The 14,992-nt window shown below is 62.9% G+C and carries 11 protein-coding genes, 2 tRNA genes and 1 other RNA gene; 7 read left to right on the top strand and 7 right to left on the bottom strand.

All coding sequences use genetic code 11. The annotated features are described in order from the left end of the window. Window positions 1–20: 20 nt before the first annotated feature. Window positions 21–94 (bottom strand) — tRNA-Gln (locus C1717_RS09005). 53 nt (window positions 95–147) lie between these two features. Then, on the bottom strand, window positions 148–1,050 hold the full coding sequence (locus C1717_RS09000) for a peptidoglycan-binding domain-containing protein (RefSeq protein WP_180965902.1): 903 nt from the start codon (window positions 1,048–1,050) through the stop codon (window positions 148–150). Between the two features lie 287 nt (window positions 1,051–1,337). Here C1717_RS09000 and C1717_RS08995 point away from each other — a divergent pair, with 287 nt between their 5' ends. From C1717_RS08995 to C1717_RS08985, 3 genes are all read left to right on the top strand, one after another. Then, window positions 1,338–2,105 carry a response regulator transcription factor gene (locus C1717_RS08995; protein WP_245859602.1) on the top strand — a complete coding sequence of 256 codons (768 nt, stop codon included), beginning with the start codon at window positions 1,338–1,340 and terminating at the stop codon, window positions 2,103–2,105. A gap of 82 nt (window positions 2,106–2,187) precedes the next feature. Then, window positions 2,188–3,966, top strand: a complete 1,779-nt coding sequence (locus C1717_RS08990; protein WP_102372842.1) for a HAMP domain-containing sensor histidine kinase — start codon at window positions 2,188–2,190, stop codon at window positions 3,964–3,966. 109 nt (window positions 3,967–4,075) lie between these two features. Continuing rightward, window positions 4,076–4,870, top strand: a complete 795-nt coding sequence (locus C1717_RS08985) for a TVP38/TMEM64 family protein (protein ID WP_245859601.1) — start codon at window positions 4,076–4,078, stop codon at window positions 4,868–4,870. 35 nt (window positions 4,871–4,905) lie between these two features. On the opposite strand, the gene C1717_RS08980 is transcribed toward C1717_RS08985, so the two are convergent. Continuing rightward, window positions 4,906–5,913 (bottom strand): polyprenyl synthetase family protein, encoded by a 1,008-nt coding sequence (locus C1717_RS08980; protein ID WP_102372841.1) that lies wholly within the window; start codon window positions 5,911–5,913, stop codon window positions 4,906–4,908. A 90-nt stretch (window positions 5,914–6,003) separates the two neighbouring features. Further along, window positions 6,004–7,065, bottom strand: coding sequence for a UDP-glucose 4-epimerase GalE (gene galE / locus C1717_RS08975; protein WP_102372840.1), 1,062 nt, complete (start codon window positions 7,063–7,065; stop codon window positions 6,004–6,006). A gap of 195 nt (window positions 7,066–7,260) precedes the next feature. Here galE and C1717_RS08970 point away from each other — a divergent pair, with 195 nt between their 5' ends. Beyond that, the gene (locus C1717_RS08970; RefSeq protein WP_245859600.1) at window positions 7,261–8,538 is read left to right on the top strand and encodes a coiled-coil domain-containing protein; all 1,278 of its coding nucleotides are present in this window, start codon (window positions 7,261–7,263) and stop codon (window positions 8,536–8,538) included. Between the two features lie 89 nt (window positions 8,539–8,627). On the opposite strand, the gene cysE is transcribed toward C1717_RS08970, so the two are convergent. Then, window positions 8,628–9,329 carry a serine O-acetyltransferase gene (gene cysE / locus C1717_RS08965; RefSeq protein ID WP_102372839.1) on the bottom strand — a complete coding sequence of 234 codons (702 nt, stop codon included), beginning with the start codon at window positions 9,327–9,329 and terminating at the stop codon, window positions 8,628–8,630. A 354-nt stretch (window positions 9,330–9,683) separates the two neighbouring features. Here cysE and C1717_RS08960 point away from each other — a divergent pair, with 354 nt between their 5' ends. Then, on the top strand, window positions 9,684–10,730 hold the full coding sequence (locus tag C1717_RS08960; RefSeq protein ID WP_102372838.1) for a branched-chain amino acid aminotransferase: 1,047 nt from the start codon (window positions 9,684–9,686) through the stop codon (window positions 10,728–10,730). Between the two features lie 363 nt (window positions 10,731–11,093). On the opposite strand, the gene C1717_RS08955 is transcribed toward C1717_RS08960, so the two are convergent. Together C1717_RS08955 and C1717_RS08950 are read right to left on the bottom strand one after the other, a co-directional pair. Then, the gene (locus tag C1717_RS08955; RefSeq protein WP_102372837.1) at window positions 11,094–12,173 is read right to left on the bottom strand and encodes a hypothetical protein; all 1,080 of its coding nucleotides are present in this window, start codon (window positions 12,171–12,173) and stop codon (window positions 11,094–11,096) included. Window positions 12,174–12,587: 414 nt separating this feature from the next. Then, window positions 12,588–12,677, bottom strand: a tRNA-Ser gene (locus tag C1717_RS08950). A gap of 86 nt (window positions 12,678–12,763) precedes the next feature. Between C1717_RS08950 and tadA the strand changes: the two genes are divergently transcribed. Both tadA and ffs read left to right on the top strand, forming a co-directional pair. Next, window positions 12,764–14,605 carry a tRNA adenosine(34) deaminase TadA gene (gene tadA / locus C1717_RS08945; RefSeq protein ID WP_245859598.1) on the top strand — a complete coding sequence of 614 codons (1,842 nt, stop codon included), beginning with the start codon at window positions 12,764–12,766 and terminating at the stop codon, window positions 14,603–14,605. Between the two features lie 243 nt (window positions 14,606–14,848). Further along, window positions 14,849–14,944: signal recognition particle sRNA small type (gene ffs, locus C1717_RS08940), an RNA gene on the top strand. Window positions 14,945–14,992 lie beyond the last annotated feature (48 nt).

The following is a 14,992-nucleotide window of genomic DNA, read 5'->3' as shown; positions in this document are numbered from 1 at the left end:
ATCCGGGCCGCTTGCTCACGTGGCTGGGGCAGAGGGATTCGAACCCCCGTAACCGGCACCAAAAACCGGGGTCCTGCCGCTGGACGATGCCCCAATGGAAGCGTGCATGCGGGGTATCCACCCCGGCATGCAGTTCAAACAGTGTACCTAATCGCTCAGCGCATCGCAAACGCCGTCGAGCAGTTGGACCGCAAGGGCCTGGGCATCGCTTGCCGTGAACGAGCCGTATCGCGTGAGCCCGGTGAGCTCGATGCGCAGAAGGGCCGGGCGTGCTGTCGCTGCGGCGAGCGCCGTGCGGATGCGCTGCCCCACATTCGCGCACTCGGCGAGCACGATCGTGGCACGAGGGGCACAATCATCGGGCAGGGGGTCGCTCGCGATCTCGAAAACGATATCGACATCATCGGGGGCCTCGCGATCGCAAAGCTGCATACCGCTGCTATTGGTTGTAGCGGTGGCAATGTTCCACATGCGCGATGCGACGTTGCGGGCGATGGGGTCCACGCCAATCACGGCGATGCGGTTGCGCTCGAGCACGCTTGCCGCGCGGGCAAAGCCAATGTGGACATCGGATTCGCTCACCGAGGGCTTGCCCTTCCAGATATGATGCAGACGGTTGATGTAGTTGAAGGTGTCCTGGAACGCCATGCCGTCGGCGAACAGGCCCACGTTCTCCTGGAACTGCTGAAGACCTGCCTCGGTATGGGGGCCAAAGTAGCCGTCCGCCTCGCCGCAGGAGAACCCGAGCGCGTTGAGGGCGTGCTGCAGCACGCACACGTCGGCTCCGTGAAAATTTGGAATGCGCAGGTACAGGGTGCGATCGCCAAGTTTGTACGACGCGTCGACGAGTTTGCCCCAGCACTCCATGTCGACATCGTCCATAACGGCGATGCCCTGCTCCGCGCGGAAAGCGCGCACCGCCGCCGCAGTCGACTCTCCAAAAGAGCGCTCGTCAAGCTCGGCGCGAGCGATGTCATGGCCGAGGTTGACCAGGCGCGTCTGCACGTCTTCGACTGCCGGTCCCTGCATGCCGATGGTGATGGCCTCCATGCGGCCCCTTTCCCTCAAGAAACGCGCATGTCACGGCGCTCGGGAGCCACCTTACCATGCACGGAAGTATCAACGGTGGCTATAGTCTAGCAAGGAACGGGATGCGGTGCTTCAGTAGCCTGCCACCGGTGGTCGCCTACTCCACAAAATGTGCGCTGTAGACGGATTCTCGACATTTCTAATCCAAGATGATAAAGGGAAATGCTGTGACGGGTGCCGGATGGGGAGTCGCGCGCAGTTGCGCTCCAAGGCAGCGCTCTGGCAGCACGGCGAGTTGGGAGAAACGCGTGGAGGCGGGAAAGCGTCTGCTCATCGTTGATGATGAGCCGGATATCTTGCATATGCTCAAAGAGTTCTTCGAGATGGAAGGCTATGCCACGCGCTGCGCATCGAGTGCCGAGGAGGCGCTCGGCATCGTAAACGGATGCATGGAGCGCGCGGGGGCGACCGACGCCTTCGGAGGGACGCCTGCAGGGGATCGAGATGAGATGGAACCGATCGACCTTATCCTGCTCGACGTGAACATGCCGGGGATGGATGGATTCGAGCTCTGTCGGCATCTGCGCACGTGCTTGAGCTGCCCCATCATCTTCCTAACCGCGCGCATCGAGGATGTCGACCAGCTCGACGGATTCTCCGCCGGAGCAGACGATTATGTACTCAAGCCGTTCTCGCTCGAGGTCTTGGGCGGCCGCGTGCGCGCCCACCTTGCGCGCGACGAGCGCCTGCGCGGGCAGCGTCCTAGGAGCGTCCGCGTCTTTCCCGAGGTGACCATAGACTATGGCGAGCGGACCGTCGTGGTGGCCGCGACCGGTGCCGTGCTCGATCTCACGCGCATCGAGTTCGACCTCGTTGCCTTTCTGAGCAAGAATCCAGGGCGCGTCTACGACCGCTCGCTGCTCTACGAGCGGGTTTGGGGATGGGATGCGACGGGTGACCCGTCGATCGTCCGCGAGCACGTGCGGCGCATCCGCCGAAAGCTTTCCGACGCGGGCGTGCAAGGGGAGCTCATAGAGACGGTATGGGGCGTGGGCTACCGATGGGGCGTTCGATGAGGGGGTTCGCTAGTCGGGGACTGATCAAACCGCTGACGGAGCAGCCCCAGGCAGATTTGCCGGCAGATGGGAGGGAAGAGGCATGGCACGTCGATTGCGCGTGCGAGACCGTGTGACGTCATGGTTTCGCAATCCTTCCATCATGAGAGCCTTCTTTGGGTATGCGGTCGTGTGGGCGATCGCGGCAACGACGGCGACCGTGCTGGGAATCTCGGTGCTCATGGAGCTGTACTATGCGCATACGGAGGAACAGCGCGCCGAGCATGTCGAGGTCAATGCGGGTCCCTACATCTACGATGCAGCATCCGGGGAGCTCGTCCCAGCGACGCCCGTCTACCTGAACGACACATACGATCAGGTTGTCTTCGTTTCGTTCGCGGCGGCGCAGGAGAACTACTCCGCGAGCGCAATGGTCGGCGATGGCTGGAACTACGACTCGCAGGTGGTCGATGCCACGATGGAGTTGCTGCGCAATGATCCGGTTTATCGGGTTCGGGATTGGGGCGGGAATTACACCGAGCAGGATTACATCGAGACGGACGGAAGGCCCTACGATCCCGAGATCAGCATTGCAGTCGATGACCTGCCTGCCTACGATGAGCGCGAGCGCGCGGAGCGCGCACAGGTGGCGGACGTCCTGGACGATACCGAGCTCGGCGCGGGCGTGATGACCTCGAACGTCGCGTACTACGTATTCTTGGAAGAATCGGCGTATATGGGGCCCGTAGACTGGGCGCTGCGCCTTGCCGCGGCGTTTGCCGTCCCGATAACAGCTTATGGCGGCGGCGCGGTCCTGCTGTTCCGGCGCTTCTACCGGCGCTACATCTCCGGCCCGTTGGCAGAGCTCGCGAGTTCGGCCAATCGCATAGCCCGGCAGGACCTCGATTTCGAAATCTCTCCGGTTAGAGGTCGCGAACTGGGCAGATTGAGCGAGGTGCTCGAACGCATGCGTGCATCGCTGCTCGATGCGCAGCGCGAGCTATGGCGAACGGCTGAGGAGCGAAGAAGGCTCAACGTCGCGTTCGCCCACGATCTTCGTACCCCGATAACCGTGCTGAGGGGCACGGTCGAGATGGCGCGGATGCGCCTGCGGCGAGAAGGCCTCGACGCGCGGGGTGCGGCGTGCTCGGAGGATGGCGAATGCTCTGGGATCGCCGGTCCCCGCGATGCGGACGCCTCTGCCGAAGTGGATGCGGCGAAGCGCGCATCGGCGCTTCTGGATACGCTGGCCGCCCAGGTCGATCGACTGGAAGCGTATACGGTTTCCATGAGTCGCGTCGGGAGGGTTGAGGACCGCGTGCCGCATCGCTCCGCGTACCAATCCGGCTACATCGCAGAGCTTTTGGAGGAGTATGCACGCGCATATGCCGACTCGCGTACGGCGGATGTCGCCTTGAGCTTCCAGATGTGTTGCGAGGCCGCAGAACTCGTCTATCTCGATTTGCAGATGGTGGAAGAGGTGTTCGGCAACGTGCTTGCCAACGCGTTCGGCCACGCGCGCGAACAGGTTGCGGTCGCGCTCTCGATGCAGCCTGCGGGAGGGGCCCTCGCGGATGCGCTCGACGTCTCCGGTTCGGGCGGGCATCGGCAAGACGTCGTGGAGAGGGGACGGATGCCCATGCTCGTGCTGACGGTCTCAGACGACGGACCCGGGTTTTCCCGCGAGGCGCTTGAACGCGGATGCGATCCGTACTACGGCGAGCGGAAGTCTGCGGAGCACTTCGGGCTGGGCCTCCATATCGCTCGGACGCTTGCCCGCCGCCATGGCGGGGACATCTCGCTTGAAAACCGGGAGGAGGGCGGCGCGCGCGTGGTCGCGAGCTTCGCTGTCGTGCAGGATTCCTCAGAAAGCCCTGCTTGATTCTTTACGGATTCCTTATAGGCGCTTTGTAGCATCGATAGCGAGCCAATGCTCGCCGGCCGCTCCACGCGGGTGGGGACAGGTTGCGACCAGCCTATGAGGAGGGGACATGATAGGAGAGACCGCTATGGGGACTGTTCGGGACTCCTCTGGTGCGTTCGGTGCTCCCGCGGTGATGCGGGGGCAGTCCACCGGGCGTCAGTCGGCTGGCGGCGCCCGGCGGGTCCTGACGCTCAGGCAGAAGCGAGGGCTCGTCATCGGGGCGACCGTGGTGGTGCTCGCGGCAATCTTGCTCGTGTGCTGGAATTACCTGCCCGGCATCTATGCCTGGCTAGCCGACTCGTCGGTTCTCCATGCGTACGTTGCCGAGCATGCCGTGCTGAGCAGGCTCGCGGTGCTGGGCATGAACGCGCTCCAGATCATGCTGGCGTTTTTGCCGGGTGAGCCGATTGAACTCGCAAGCGGCTACGCCTTCGGGTTCTGGGAGGGTACGGCGCTCTGCCTCGTCGCGAGTGCGGTGGCGTCGTCTGCGATCTACGGGATGGTGCGGCTCTTTGGGTGGAAGGTCGTGGGACTCTTCTTCGACCGGAAGCAGTTCGAGCGCTACGCCTGGCTGCGCGATGCGCGGCGTCTCGAGCTCATCATGCTCGTCGTCTTTCTCATTCCGGGTACGCCCAAGGATTTCCTCACCTACTTCGCCGGCCTCACGCGCATGCGCTTCGCGCCGGTTCTCGCCATCACCACGCTCGGCCGCATTCCCTCGATCGTCACCTCGACCGTCGCTGCCTCGGCGTTCGGGTCGGGTGATTACACGGTGGCCATCGCCGCGGTGGTGGTGGCGTGCTTGCTCGCGCTCGTTGGCGGCTTTGCGTGCAAGCGCTTCGAGGCGCACGTGCGCGAGTAGGGCTCTGATGCCAGGGCCCTACCGCTTCGGGTGCCCTAGCTCAGCCGCTCGATGAAGAAGTCCGCCATGTCCAAGAACAATGCACGGCTCTCTGCATCGAGCTCGATTCCGGCGAGCGCCTGCTTTGCGCGTGCGGTGAGATCCGCCGCGTAGGAGCGCGCGAACTCGATGGCGCCGGTCTCCTGGAAAATCCAGACGGCGCGATCGAGGTCCGCGGAGGCGCTGGTGCCGGAACTCAAGATGGCCTCAAGCTCGTCGTGGAAGCGTTCGTCAGCGAGGGCGCGCACCGCGACGAGCGTGCGCTTGCCCTCGGTGATATCGGTTCGCCAGTCCTTGGCGCGGTCGCTTCCCACGATGTTGATGAGGTCGTCTTGGATCTGGAACGCAAGGCCTGTATCCAGGCCGAACGAACGGAGCGCCGCAACCTGCTCCTCGCTGCCGCCGCCGATGATGGCGCCGCAGGCGAGCGGTACCGCGCCTGAGTAGTGGGCGGTCTTGAGCGTCGCCATGCGTAGGTAGTCTTCGATGGTGAGGTCGAAGCGGCCGTCGCGAACCCAGCCCAGGTCGAGCGCCTGCCCCTCGATGGTCCGCTCGGTCATGGCGGTGAGCTCGCGCAGGACGCGCACGCGCGTCGCGTTGTCGAGTGCGGGGTCGTTGAGCACGGCGTCGGTTACGAGGGTGAGGTCGAGGTCGCCGCAGTTTATCGCCAGCCCCGTTCCCTCGGTGAGGTACAGACAGGGCTTGCCGCGCCTGAGCTGGCCATGGTCGGCGATGTCGTCGTGGATGAGCGCCGCGCTCTGGAAGTGCTCGATCGCAGCAGCCGCGCTCCGGGCCCGCGCGGGATCCCCGCCAACCGCCTTGCAGGCAGCGAGGCAGATGAGCGGCCGATGGCGCTTGCCGCCGTTTTCCGTGAAGGTGCGCAGCGGTGCGTAGAGGTAGCGCTCAAGATCGGCATGCTCGGTCTTGTCGGTGAAAAACGACAGCAGGTAGTCGTCAAGGTCTGTATGGTGCTCACTCAGGTACGCGGCGAAGGCGTTTGCCATGGATCGTTCTCTCCCTAGATGCGTGGAGCGAGGCGTGCGACGGACCGGCTTCATAAGAAGGCCAGCGGCGTGCATGCCTACCCAATGGGTTTAGCACTGGGTGGCGAAGCCATCAGGATTGTTGGACTGCCATCTCCAGGAGTCGCGGCACATATCGTCGAGGTTGAAGCGGGCCTTCCAGCCCATCTCCTGCTCGGCTTTCGTGGCGTCGCACCAGTTAGCGGCGATGTCGCCGTCGCGGCGCGGGCAGATCTTGTACGGCAGCGTTTTGCCGCAGGCGCGCTCGAAGGCGTGGATGACGTCGAGCACCGAGGAACCGGTTCCGGTGCCCAGGTTGAAGATGCCCACCTCGGAGCGACCGTTCATCCATTCGAGCGCCGACACATGGCCGCATGCGAGGTCGACCACGTGGATGTAGTCGCGCACGCCGGTGCCGTCGGGTGTGGGGTAGTCGTTGCCAAAGACGTTCACGCACTCGCGCTTGCCCACCGCGACCTGCGCCACGTAGGGCACGAGGTTGTTGGGGATGCCCTTGGGGTCCTCGCCGATGAGCCCCGAGGGGTGCGCGCCGATGGGGTTGAAATAGCGCAGCAGCACGACGTTCCATTCCGGATCGGCGGTGTGCAGGTCCATCAGGATCTGCTCGATCATCCATTTGGTCCAGCCGTAAGGATTGGTTGCGGGCTTCTTGGGATCGGCCTCGGTTACGGGCGGGTTGTCCGGGTCGCCGTAGACGGTCGAGGAGCTCGAGAAGATGATCGACTTCACGCCGTGCTCGCGCATGACATCGCAGAGCGTAAGGGTGCTGCCGATGTTGTTGGCGTAGTACTCGAGCGGCTTGTGGACGCTCTCGCCCACGGCTTTGAATCCAGCGAAATGGATGACGCGATCGGGGTGCTCGGCATCGAAAATCCGCTCCAGTGCGGCGCGGTCGTTCACGTCGGCCTCGTAGAAGGTGAGGTTCGCGGCGGCATCGGCCCCCACGATCTCGCGGATGCGGTCGAGCGCAACCGGGCTCGAATTGGAGAGGTCATCGACCACGGCGACGCGGTAGCCGCGCTCGAGGAGCTCGACGGTGGTGTGGGAGCCGATGAAGCCGGCTCCGCCGGTAACGAGAACGCAGGTGTCTTGGGGCGCAAGTTCTTGAGACATGGGTACTCCTGTTCGCGAAGGCGATGCCGACGCGGCAACGCTGCATAAAAGTATACCGGCTGTGTCGCAGCGTCGCTCGGCGGAAATATGTGGTGCTGTCGGAAACGATGTTCTCGGATGTGAGACTAGGCGCGTTGCGCTATCCTGTATAGCTGTCAGGGAGACATATACACACAACACTGATCCGGAGCACGTATGTCACACCTTAACGACCACGCCGCGCCAGAGCGCTCAGGCCACACCCCTATCGATACCGAGCCGATCGTCCACCTTGGTGGCGACGGTCCCGCCTTCTCGCGTCGCAGCGCACTCAAAGCCATGCTATCCATGGCCGGGGCGGCTGCATTGTTCGGTAGCCCCGTTGCTGCCTTTGCCGTCGACGAGGAGCCCCAGGCGAGCCAGGAGACCCTTGATGCCCTGAGCGACGCCCAAGCTGAGTATGATGCCGTGAAGGCGCAGCTCGACGAAATCTCCGCGCAGTACCAGGATCTCAGCCGCCAGCTGGACGAAACGATGGGCCAGATCGAGGACGTTCAGGCCCAGATCGACCAGACCCAGGCGGAGATCGATGCAAAGCAGGCGGAGCTCGAGGAAAAGCAGCGGGCTCTTTCCGAGCGCGTCGCCGAGGACTACAAGGACGGCGGCAACACCGCGCTCGCGCTGCTGCTTTCGTCCGCGACGCTCGACGAGCTCATCTCGAACGCCTACTACCTGGGCAAGATGAACGAGAGCGACCGCCAGGCTATCGCCGAGATCCACGATATCCAGGAGGAGCTCTCGCAGCGCAAGGAGGATCTCGAGACCCAGAAGGCAGAGCTGGAGGCGCTCAAGGAGCAGCAGGCTGAGCAGCTTGCCGAGATGCAGGCCAAGCAGCAGGAGGTCCAGGAGACGCTCTCCGGCCTTGACGGCGAGGTCCAGCAGCTCATCGCCCAGCGCGACGCCGAGATCGCCGAGGCGATCGCCGAGGCGGAGGCCGAGGAGCAGCGCCGTCGCGAGGAAGAGGAGGCGCGCAGGCAAGCCCAGCAGGGGAGCGGCGGCGTGCCCGATTTGCCCGCGGCTGGCAGCGGCCAGGATTACAACGCCGCGAGTGCCGCGCAAAAACGCATCGTCGACTCGTGCTACTACACCCCTTGTCCCGGTCCCAACTACTGCGCCAAGTGGGTTTCGTGGGTGTTCAACAACGCCGGCTACGGGCGCGTGTACGGCAACGCGAATGACATGTACAGCGCCTGGTGCACCAGCTCGAGCAAGGACAACCTGCAGGTGGGCATGATCATCGCGGTCTCCACCCACAGCCATACCATCGCCGGCAGCATCTGGGGCCATGTGGGCATCTACATCGGCGATAACAAGGTCATGCAAAACATCGGCTACATCAACACGCAGGACCTGGACAGCTGGATCCAGTACTACGGGACCACGGTCACCCCGCGCTGGGGCTGGGCGAACGGCATCGATCTCTCCGCCCAGTAGGGCTACCGGACATCGAGATTCGACATCGAGCGACGTAGGCGGCTGCAATCGGCGGCCGCCTTCTTATGCAGTCGATGCCGCGCGTATCCCTACAGCTCTGCCAGATTCCTTACGAACTCCCTGAGCTCGGCAATCTCTGCTTCCAACTCGGCGATGCGCCGCTGGTTGCCGATGATGCCGGCGCGGTTCATGCGCGATTGCTCCTCGACCGGGTCGGGCATGCTCTCGCGATGCTTGCTCGCTTCGAAGGTTTCCTCCACCACGCGGCAGCCGTTTCGGCGCACGATGCGCCCGGGGATGCCCACGACGGTGCAGTCGTCGGGCACGTCCTTCACCACCACCGAGTTGCCGCCTACTTTGACGTTGTTGCCGAGCGTGATGTTGCCGAGCACCTTGGCGCCGGCGCCTACGGTGACGTTGTTACCGAGCGTTGGGTGGCGCTTGCCGCACTCCTTACCGGTGCCACCGAGCGTGACGCCCTGGTAGAGTACGCAATCATCGCCCACGACGGTTGTCTCGCCAATCACGACGCCCATGGCATGGTCGATGAAGAACCGCCTGCCCAGTTGCGCGGCAGGGTGGATTTCCACGCCGGTGAAGAATCGGGTGATCTGCGAGATGATGCGCGCGATGCTCTTGAGCCCGTGATTCCAGAGCCAATGCTCGGGAGTGTGCATCCACTTGGCGTGGAGGCCGGGGTAGGAAAGGAAGATCACCAGAGCGTTTTGCGCGGCAGGATCGTGCGTCTTAACGGTTGCGATGTCCTCACGGACCGTGCTGATAAAGCTCATGAGCGCCCCTTGGTGCGGGTATTGCGTATCGGATCGTCGGCTTTGCATTGCCGGCATTGCGTGCCGAGCACTGGTCGCCGATGGCCGGGTGGTTGTATCGTGCGCTTAAGTATAGCGAAACACTAGGATTAAAACGCATCACACGCAACAAGCACAAGCTCCGCAGGCTGCCTGTTTTCCGGGCTTGTCTGGTAGGAACTTGATTGAGCCAAGGGTTTCGGTTAAATGTTCCCGCTGTGTTTGAAAGCGTCCGAGTACTCTATTGCAGAGGAGTAGAATCTGCTTTTGGAATCATTTTGCGCGGCGCGCACGGGTGCCGCGCACGAATTCGTCGACAGTGAAAGGAAGGTCAACATGGCGGTGGAGAAGAAAGATATCGACTGGGGCAACTTGGGCTTCGCCTACCAGCCAACGGATTACAGCTACGTCTGCAACTACAAGGACGGTGCCTGGGAAGAGGGCGGCCTTACCGCCGACCACAGCCTGGTGCTCTCCGAGTGCGCGGGCATCTTCCACTACTGCCAGGAGGTCTTCGAGGGCCTCAAGGCCTATACCACCAAGGATGGCGACATCGTCTGCTTCCGCCCCGATCTCAACGCCGCGCGCATGGCGGATTCTGCGCGCCGCATCGTGATGCCGCCCTTCCCCGAGGATAAGTTCATCGAGGCCGTGAAGATGGTCGTCAAGGCCAACGAGGCATGGGTGCCGCCCTTCGGTTCCGGCGCTACGCTCTACATACGTCCGTTCATGGTCGCCACGGGCGATGTCATCGGCGTGAAGCCCGCTGACGAGTACCAGTTCCGCATCCTCGTGACGCCCGTGGGTCCGTACTACTCGGGCGGCGTCAAGCCCGTCGCTTTGAAGGTTCCCGCCTACGACCGCGCCGCACCGCATGGTACCGGCGCCATCAAGGCGGGCCTCAACTATGCCATGAGCCTCTATCCGAGCGTCGAGGCGCATGCCGAGGGCTTCGCAGACAACATGTTCCTCGATCCGCAGACGCATACCTACGTCGAGGAGTCCGGCGGCGCGAACTTCCTGTTCGTCGATAAGGAGGGCACGCTCGTGGTGCCCCAGTCGCACACCGACTCCATCCTGCCGTCCATCACGCGTCGCAGCCTCGTTTACGTCGCCGAGAACATGCTCGGCATGAAGGTCGTCGAGCGTCCGGTGCTCTTCTCCGAGGTTCAGCAGGGCGCATTCACCGAGTGCGGCATGTGCGGCACCGCTGCGGTCATCAGCCCGGTTGGCAAGGTCGTCGACGGCGAGACCGAGACCGTCTTCGGCGAGGGCGGTATGGAGCACGTCGGTCCCGTCATGCAGAAGCTGCGCGAGACGCTTACCGGCATCCAGGATGGTGAAATCGCCGGTCCCGAGGGCTGGATCGTGAAGATCTGCTAATTGACCAGCGCTTTGATTTGCGTGCTCGGCACTTTGAGTTTCTTGTTCGATGCTTCGTGCCGAGTATCCGGTGTTTTGGGCAGCATGTAGCGGGGCGCTTCCGTTTTGGGGCGCCCCGGTTTTGAGAATTGGCCTTGTTCGGCGTCTCCTCGGGGGCGCAGCCATCGCATATCCATCAAAAGTCGCGAAATTAAGGGCGAATTTGACGGATATGCGATGCTTTCTCATGGTGGTTCAACCTACCGAAGTGCTCTGCTCTATCGTTGCGGGTTGCGTCGCCGCGAGCCGCACCATCGCATGCCGCGCCATGCGGGGTTCCACCGCTGTAGAGTCCCTAACTGGCGGTATCGAATTCCGGGTTTATCATTTTTCCCGATTTGTAGCCCATCGTCTTATAACGAAGAGCCTGAGCTCGTTCTGTGCGCTCTGAAACGCCAGCGAGTCGTCGACGGGGATATTGCATGCCGCTGCGATGGTGTTCAGCGCTCGCCGTAGCTTCAGCTGGCTGGAAAACTGTCCGCGCGTGAGCGTGAACATGGTATAGCCCATCATGCTGAGCGCTCCGTGCCGCTCCGCGTCGTGGGCACTTCGCGTCGTCTCCTCATGCGCTTGCCCGTTATATTCGACTCCGGCTTTTGCACGTGCGATGTAGAGATCGATTTCGAAGAAACTCGATGTGGTGAAGCGGGCATGTTCGCGTGGAACGTCGATGCGCTTATTCAGCTCGAATCCACGGAATCGGAGCCCGCCGAGTTTTCGAGGACAAGCGATCATCATGGCTGTGCCAGTTTCCATGGGAGAACGCGACCCGTCGCGAACGCTTGCAAGAGCTCGCCGTGCCCTCTGCGCTCCAGGCGCATTCGGATGCGCGTCGATCCATGCGCGTAACGCGGCCCGTGAGAGGAACGGCTCGTGTTCGACATAGTCGTCATCCTCCAAGATGGTGTACCGTCCGCAAAGCTCGTATCCATACTCAATCAATTCGAGCGGTGACATCCATGTGGCCGCTTGGACGAAGCAAAGCGGTTCGCAGACTATGAGGGCGTTTGGAGCTAGGGGAAGAACAAGTTCGGCGGTTATCAGATTGCCGAGCACATGCGTGGCGACCGCTTTGGATCCGGTCCGGTCCGATGGAAAAGAAACCAGGAGATCCAGCGAGGCGTCTTCATCATGCGCCACGCTCCAACGGGAAATCGCCTGACGGACCGTGCGCGCTATAGCGCGAGGGCACGTACCGGCATCGTTCAAACCAATGTCCGAGAAAAGGGGCTCAAGGTCGATGGCGTTGCCAAAGGGATCGACCGAGAGAAGCGGCACGTTATCCTGCGGGCGCATGCCGGCATCACGGGCGCTTGCCAGCCATTTCGTACGACGCTCGACAACGGTGCGGGCGTGATAAATGCGCCAAGCTGTTTTATGAGATAGAACGATGGGAAGGTCCATACTGTGCCCTCCTTGCGTCGTGCGATGTACACATCGTTCTAGCACACCATATGGAGAGTGGGAAGCTTTGAGCTAAAGGTGCTGTTCGCGAATTTCGAAAGCATCGCACATCCGTCAAAACGGCCTGAAATGCAGAGAGATTTGACGGACATGCGATGCTTTTGGAAGAGCTTTACTGACCGCATTGTCGAACTTGGCGACACGGGATTCGCGTGATCGCAAAGTCCATACTTGATTGCAAGGGATTTGCTTGATTGGTAAAGGGCTTCGGTGTTTTGGATGCAGGGGCGCCTCTGTTTTGCAGGGGCCCGAAGGGACTCCGCGCCTGAGCAGTGCCTGAGGAGCATGGGTCAAAAGTGAGAAAACGAGCACGAGTCCCGTCCGGCTTGCCGGGCGGGACTCGTATGCAATCCATGGCGGAGAGAGGGGGATTCGAACCCCCGGAACGCTTGCGCGCCCAACGGTTTTCAAGACCGCCGCATTCAACCGCTCTGCCATCTCTCCGTGAGAGGTAATGATAGCATCGAATCGTGATATGGTGCCGCGAGCTTGCGGGCATCGACGGAAAACGAGCGAAAGGGCGGCTCGGCATGGGCGGGGAGAATGCTGAGGAGAGCATGGGTGCAGAGCTCCGTGAGCAAGATGAGCGCTTCATGCGGGATGCTCTGGAGGAGGCGCAGGCAGCTGCAGCCGAGGGAGAAGTCCCCATCGGGGCGGTCGTGGTCCACGAGGGGCGCGTGATCGCCCGTGCGCACAACCGCCGCGAGCTCGAGGAGGACCCCTCGGCGCATGCGGAGTTCCGCGCCATGGTGGCCGCTGCGCGCGAGCTCGGTCGCTGGCGTCTGACGGGCTGTACTGTCTACGTGACGCTCGAGCCGTGCCTTATGTGCGCGGGGCTCATGGTCAACGCGCGAATCGACCGATGCGTCTTCGGTGCGTTCGATCCTAAGGGCGGTGCCGTGGGGTCGCTTTTCAACGTGAGCGATGACCGCCGCCTGAACCATTCGTTCAGCGTCACCTCGGGTGTGCTCGAAGGGCCGTGCGCGGAGCAGCTTCGCTCATTTTTTGCCGAGCGCCGTGCAGGCGGGGGGATCGTGCACGTAGATGCGGTGGCCCCTGAGCCAGGCGGTGCTGTTTCAGACAAGCTTCAAGATATCGATGACAACCGCCCGTGTGACGTGCGGAGCGGGGGTATCCAGGCGGTTGATGCGTTTTGCAGGCCGTTCCGCGTCCTGCTTGCAATCGACTCCTTCAAAGGATCGGCTTCGAGCTTCGAGGTCGAGTCATGGGTGGCTGAGGGCATATGCCACGCATCTCCAAGGGCCCAGATCACGCAGCTGCCGCTGGCCGACGGCGGCGAAGGGACCGTCGACGCGCTGCATCGCGTGCTTGGCGGAACGATCGTGCGCCGCCGCGTCGCGGGGCCCCTCGACGATCCGGTCGAGGCGTCGTACTTGCTTGTGGGCGAGGGCGAGGATGCCTTCGCGGCGATCGAGATGGCCGAGGCAGCTGGCATCACGTACTCGCCTTGCACCCATGAGGCCGCCCTGCGTGCCTCGACCCGCGGTGTGGGCGAGCTGGTGCTCGATGCAGTGGCTCGCGGGGCACGGAAGGTGTATTTCGCCATTGGCGGCTCAGCTACCAACGATGGCGGTGCGGGCCTACTCCAGGCATTGGGCGCACGTCTGCTTGACGCTGCGGGCAACGAGATCGCTCTCGGGCTCGAGGGCTTGCGTGAACTTGCGCATATAGACCTCTCTGGAGCGCTCTCGGCGCTTGGTGGCTGCGAGCTCACGGTCTTGTCCGATGTCGATAACCCGCTGGTGGGAAAGCGCGGGGCGCTGCGCACGTACGGTCCGCAAAAGGGCTTGCTTGCCGATATCGAACGTGACGAGGCCGAGATGCTCGTAGCGGAGTACGACCGTTGGATGGTTGCATACGGGCGCGCCCTCGATGCGGCGCGGACGCGGGCCGGCATCGTGCAGACCGCCGGTCGGCCCCTCTTCCGCTCCGTCTTGGGCGTTCCGGGAGCCGGAGCGGCGGGCGGCCTCGGCGCCGCCCTCATCGCACTTGGCGGGCGCATGGCTTCCGGCACATCCACCATGCTCGATATCCTCAACTTCGACGATGCTTTGCAGGGGGCGGACCTCCTCATCACAGGAGAGGGCTTTATGGACGAGCAGACCGCGTACGGCAAGGCGCCGGCTGGTGCTGCCGCTCGCGCCAAGAGGCGCGGAGTCCCCGTCATCGCACTGGTAGGCGGGCGCACCGACAACCTCGACAGCGTTTACGCCGCCGGCATCGACCTCGTGCTGCCCATCTGCCGTCGCCCCATGCCCCTCGAGCAAGCGCTCGAACAGGCGGATGCCCGGGCGAACCTCATTGCGGCAGGGGAGGCGGCCGCGCGCGCCTATCTGCTGGGTGTACGGTAGCCTGCCGCCTGCAGCCCGGTGCATCTGGATGCCATGGGCGGGGTCTCGCATCATGCTTGAGGGCGTCGAACCCTCACACCCCTACGGACCATTCCAGAGGCTGGGAGTCTCACTTCATGCTGGCAGGGCGAACAGCTCGGGCGCGGAGAGATGACGCCGATATGAGTGGCTTGGATGTGATTGCCAAGTCGTCCTCGACGCGAGGGGACTCAACAGGTACTATTATCGAAGCGCTCTGCGCGTTCGATGGGTTCGGGTGACGATATGTTCCGAACCTGGTCAGGTCCGGGAGGAAGCAGCCATAAGGAGCCTCTGCCGGGCACCCGGATCCATCGGATGCACGGGGCGCTTTGTTGTAACCCGCGTTTGATCTGGCTGCATTTTCGG

The sequence above is a fragment of the Enorma phocaeensis genome (assembly GCF_900186505.1).
In the GTDB taxonomy this organism is placed as follows: domain Bacteria; phylum Actinomycetota; class Coriobacteriia; order Coriobacteriales; family Coriobacteriaceae; genus Enorma; species Enorma phocaeensis.
This window is presented reverse-complemented; position numbering and strand designations above follow the sequence as displayed.

Excerpts from the sequence above, each read along its gene's own strand:
- galE (WP_102372840.1), bottom strand. The coding sequence starts at position 7,065 with ATGTCTCAAGAACTTGCGCCCCAAGACACCTGCGTTCTCGTTACCGGC.
- C1717_RS08990 (WP_102372842.1), top strand. The coding sequence starts at position 2,188 with ATGGCACGTCGATTGCGCGTGCGAGACCGTGTGACGTCATGGTTTCGC.
- tadA (WP_245859598.1), top strand. The coding sequence starts at position 12,764 with ATGGGCGGGGAGAATGCTGAGGAGAGCATGGGTGCAGAGCTCCGTGAG.
- C1717_RS09000 (WP_180965902.1), bottom strand. The coding sequence starts at position 1,050 with ATGGAGGCCATCACCATCGGCATGCAGGGACCGGCAGTCGAAGACGTG.
- C1717_RS08985 (WP_245859601.1), top strand. The coding sequence starts at position 4,076 with ATGATAGGAGAGACCGCTATGGGGACTGTTCGGGACTCCTCTGGTGCG.
- C1717_RS08980 (WP_102372841.1), bottom strand. The coding sequence starts at position 5,913 with ATGGCAAACGCCTTCGCCGCGTACCTGAGTGAGCACCATACAGACCTT.
- C1717_RS08960 (WP_102372838.1), top strand. The coding sequence starts at position 9,684 with ATGGCGGTGGAGAAGAAAGATATCGACTGGGGCAACTTGGGCTTCGCC.
- C1717_RS08955 (WP_102372837.1), bottom strand. The coding sequence starts at position 12,173 with ATGGACCTTCCCATCGTTCTATCTCATAAAACAGCTTGGCGCATTTAT.
- C1717_RS08970 (WP_245859600.1), top strand. The coding sequence starts at position 7,261 with ATGTCACACCTTAACGACCACGCCGCGCCAGAGCGCTCAGGCCACACC.
- cysE (WP_102372839.1), bottom strand. The coding sequence starts at position 9,329 with ATGAGCTTTATCAGCACGGTCCGTGAGGACATCGCAACCGTTAAGACG.